General features: G+C 71.6%; 2 protein-coding genes and 1 pseudogene. 1 reads left to right on the top strand and 2 read right to left on the bottom strand.

What is annotated here, in order from left to right; translation table 11 throughout:
• Nucleotides 1–472, top strand: a pseudogene (locus VGZ32_RS27510) (DNA-3-methyladenine glycosylase 2 family protein); the annotation flags it as partial.
• A 41-nt stretch (nucleotides 473–513) separates the two neighbouring features.
• On the opposite strand, the gene VGZ32_RS27505 reads toward VGZ32_RS27510, so the two are convergent.
• Both VGZ32_RS27505 and cofD read right to left on the bottom strand, forming a co-directional pair.
• The gene (locus VGZ32_RS27505) at nucleotides 514–1,881 is read right to left on the bottom strand and encodes a coenzyme F420-0:L-glutamate ligase (protein ID WP_326889137.1); all 1,368 of its coding nucleotides are present in this window, start codon (nucleotides 1,879–1,881) and stop codon (nucleotides 514–516) included.
• Nucleotides 1,878–2,837, bottom strand: coding sequence for a 2-phospho-L-lactate transferase (gene cofD / locus VGZ32_RS27500; protein WP_326889136.1), 960 nt, complete (start codon nucleotides 2,835–2,837; stop codon nucleotides 1,878–1,880). Before cofD ends, VGZ32_RS27505 begins: the two co-directional genes overlap by 4 nt.
• Nucleotides 2,838–3,127 lie beyond the last annotated feature (290 nt).

Raw genomic sequence — 3,127 nt, 5'->3', positions numbered from 1 at the left:
CCCCGCTCCCGGCCCGGCGCCGCTGGGCCTGAAGGCGCCGCCCCCCGCGCGGCTCTGGACCCTGATTCCCAGCTGGGAGTGGCACCGCGCCGGAGTGGACGGCAAGCGCGCCGCCGCGGTGGTGCGCGCGGCGCGGCTGGCCGACGCGCTGGAGCGAACAGTCCATCTGCCACACCCGGAGGCGGCCAAGCGGCTCCAGGTCGTGCCCGGGATCGGGGTGTGGACAGCAGCGGAGACGATGCAGCGCGCGCACGGCTGCCCTGACGCGCTGTCAGTCGGCGACTATCACCTGGCGAAGCAAATCGGCTTCGCGATGACGGGTGAACGCAACGCCGACGACGCCCGGATGCTGGAGCTGCTCGCCCCGTTCCAGCCGCACCGGCATCGCGCCGCCCGGCTGCTCCTGCTTACCGGTCCGGGCCGGGCGCGCCGTGCTCCGCGCCTGGCCCCCGCCGACCATCGCTGGCACTGATTGCCACCGCCACCACCACTCCGCCAGCATGATCATCCGATCTAACGACGGATCAGGAAGTCGTCGACTCCGCGCTCGGGCCGCTCCCGCGCCGGTTCCGCTGGGTGCCCCACCGCGACCGCGCCCATCGGATCCCAGGACTCCGGCAGATCGAGCACTGAGCGCACCACGTCGCGGCAGAACATCGTCGAGGACACCCAAGCCGAGCCGAGACCGTCGGCCGCGAGCCGGACAAGCAGGTTTTCCACCCCGGCACCGAGTGCGACCACGAACATCTCCCGCTCGGCTGCCCCACGCCGCGTGTCAGGGTACGTGTGCGAACCGTCCATCACGAGGCACGGCACGACCAGCACCGGCGCACCGCGCAGCACGTCGCCGCGGCGCACCCGCTTCGCGATCGACTGCTCGCTGAAGCCGTCTCGGCGCAGATCCTGCACCCACGCCGCCAGCATCGCGTCCAGCAGATCCTTGCGCGCCGCCTCGGAACGCACCTCAACGAACCGCCACGGCGTGGTGTGGTGCGGTGCCGGAGCGGTGATGGCCGCTGCGACCGCCCGGCGAATGGCGTCCGGTGAGACATCCTCGTCGGTGAACGCGCGGATCGTGCGGCGATGGGCCACCGCCGACGCTCTCGCCTCGGCCGTCCCCAGCGAGAACAGGTCCTCCGCCGCGGGACGCAGCAGCACGCGCGCCCCTGGACCTGCGTCCGGCGTGACCAATGCGCCGAACCCACGGATCAGGGCCACGGGGACGCCGCCGAGCTTGCCCTTGACCAGTTCCCCAGCCGACGCCAGTTCGTCGGCGAGCGCGGTCACCGTCATCGCCAGCGCATTGCCGTGGCTGTCCACACGGCCGCGCAGGTCGTCCACCGGCACGAGGTACGCGGCGCCGATCGCCTGGTCCACCAGCCCTGCGCGCCACACCCGCCCAAAGGTGTCCGAGACGATGACGCCGACCGACACCCCATAACGCTCCCGCAATCCGTCGGCCAGTTCCCTTGCCGAGCGGTCCGGATCCTCAGGCAGCAGCAGGACGGTGCCCGGCCGGGCGTTCGAGGCGTCCACTCCGGCCGCGGCCATGACGAGGCCCTGCCGGTTCTCCACGATGCGCAGCGGGCCGCGCTTGGCGACCAGCCGTACGGTCTCGGCGTCGATCGCGGCCTCACGGTCGGTCGCGGTGACCGTCCGCCCTTCCGCTTTCGACACGATCTTCGACGTGACGACCAGGAGGTCGCCGTCCTGCAGACCCGGGCCCCGCTCGGCTCGCGCCGCCTCGGCCATGATCCGGACCAAGTCCGCGCCTGCCTCGATTTCCGGCAGTCCCGGCAGCCCGACGACCTCGAACCGCCCCGCGGCCCTGAACTCCTCCGCGCTGGTTCGCTCTGTCCCGAGTTCTTCGACCCCGCTCATTTCTTCCCCACTTCCGCAGCCAGGTCCAGTGCCGCCCTTGCCATCGCCACCGTCGCGTTGATGTCGGTCATCAGCAGGGGCACCGCCCGGCACTCGATCCCGGCCGCCTGCACCCGCTCGACCGCCGCCGCGTCGCTTTCGTCGACCAGCCACCCGTCGAGCAACTCGTTGCCGTAATACTCGGCGACCGCCGCAGCGCTGGTCTCGACCCCGACCGCCGCCAAGACCTTGTCCGCCATGCCCCGGACCGGTGACGCACCGATGATCGGCGAGAGTCCGACGACCGGGGCGTCCGTCGCCGCGATCGCCTCGCGGATGCCGGGGACCGCCAAGATCGCCCCGATGGACACCACCGGGTTCGACGGCGGGAAGACCACCACGTCCGCCCGTGTGATCGCGTCCACCACCCCAGGCGCCGGCTTGGCCTGCTCCGCGCCGACGAACACGATCGACTCGGCCACCGGGGCGTGCAGCCGGACCCAGTACTCCTGGAAGTGGAGCGCGCGGCGCTTGCTTTCGTCTTCCGCGATCACAACGTGAGTTTCGGCGCGGTCGTCGGTGGCGGGCAACAGCTTCACCCCGGGCTTCCATCGCGTGCACAGCGCCTCGGTCACCGCCGAGAGCGGATAACCAGCGTCGAGCATCTGAGTACGCACCAGATGCGTGGCGATGTCCCGGTCCCCGAGGGTGAACCAGTCCGGCCCGACGCCGTACGCCTCCAGCTCCGCCGCGATCGAGAACGTCTCGTTGGCGCGACCCCAGCCCTGGCCTTCGTGGATCCCGTCGCCGAGCGTGTACATGACGGTGTCGAGGTCCGGGCAGACGCGCAGGCCGTGCAGCGTGATGTCGTCGCCGACGTTGCCGATGACGGTCACCTCCGCATCCGGCATCGCCGCGAGCAGCCCGCGCAAGAAGCGGGCCCCGCCGATCCCGCCCGCCAATGCTGTGATTCTCATGCGACCGAGCCTATCCGCGTGCACATCGGCATGGCCTCGGTCGCCGCCAGGTCCAGTGCCGCCCTCGCCATCGCCGCCGTCACGGTGATGTCGGCCGTCAGCAGCGGCACCGCTGGCACTCGATCCCGGCCACCAGGTCGCCCGCTCGGGTGGCGCGTCGCCGGTCTAGAACACGACCTCGATCGCCAGCGCCCCGTCCCCGTCGAGATCCGCGAGCGTCGCTGCGTACCCCGGTGGCAGGAGCCGTACCACTCCGGGACGCAGCCGAGGCCGCGAGGTGCAGCGCTGCG

It is taken from the genome of Actinocrinis sp. (assembly GCF_035938995.1).
Lineage (GTDB): Bacteria > Actinomycetota > Actinomycetes > Streptomycetales > Catenulisporaceae > DASZGI01.
This window is presented reverse-complemented; position numbering and strand designations above follow the sequence as displayed.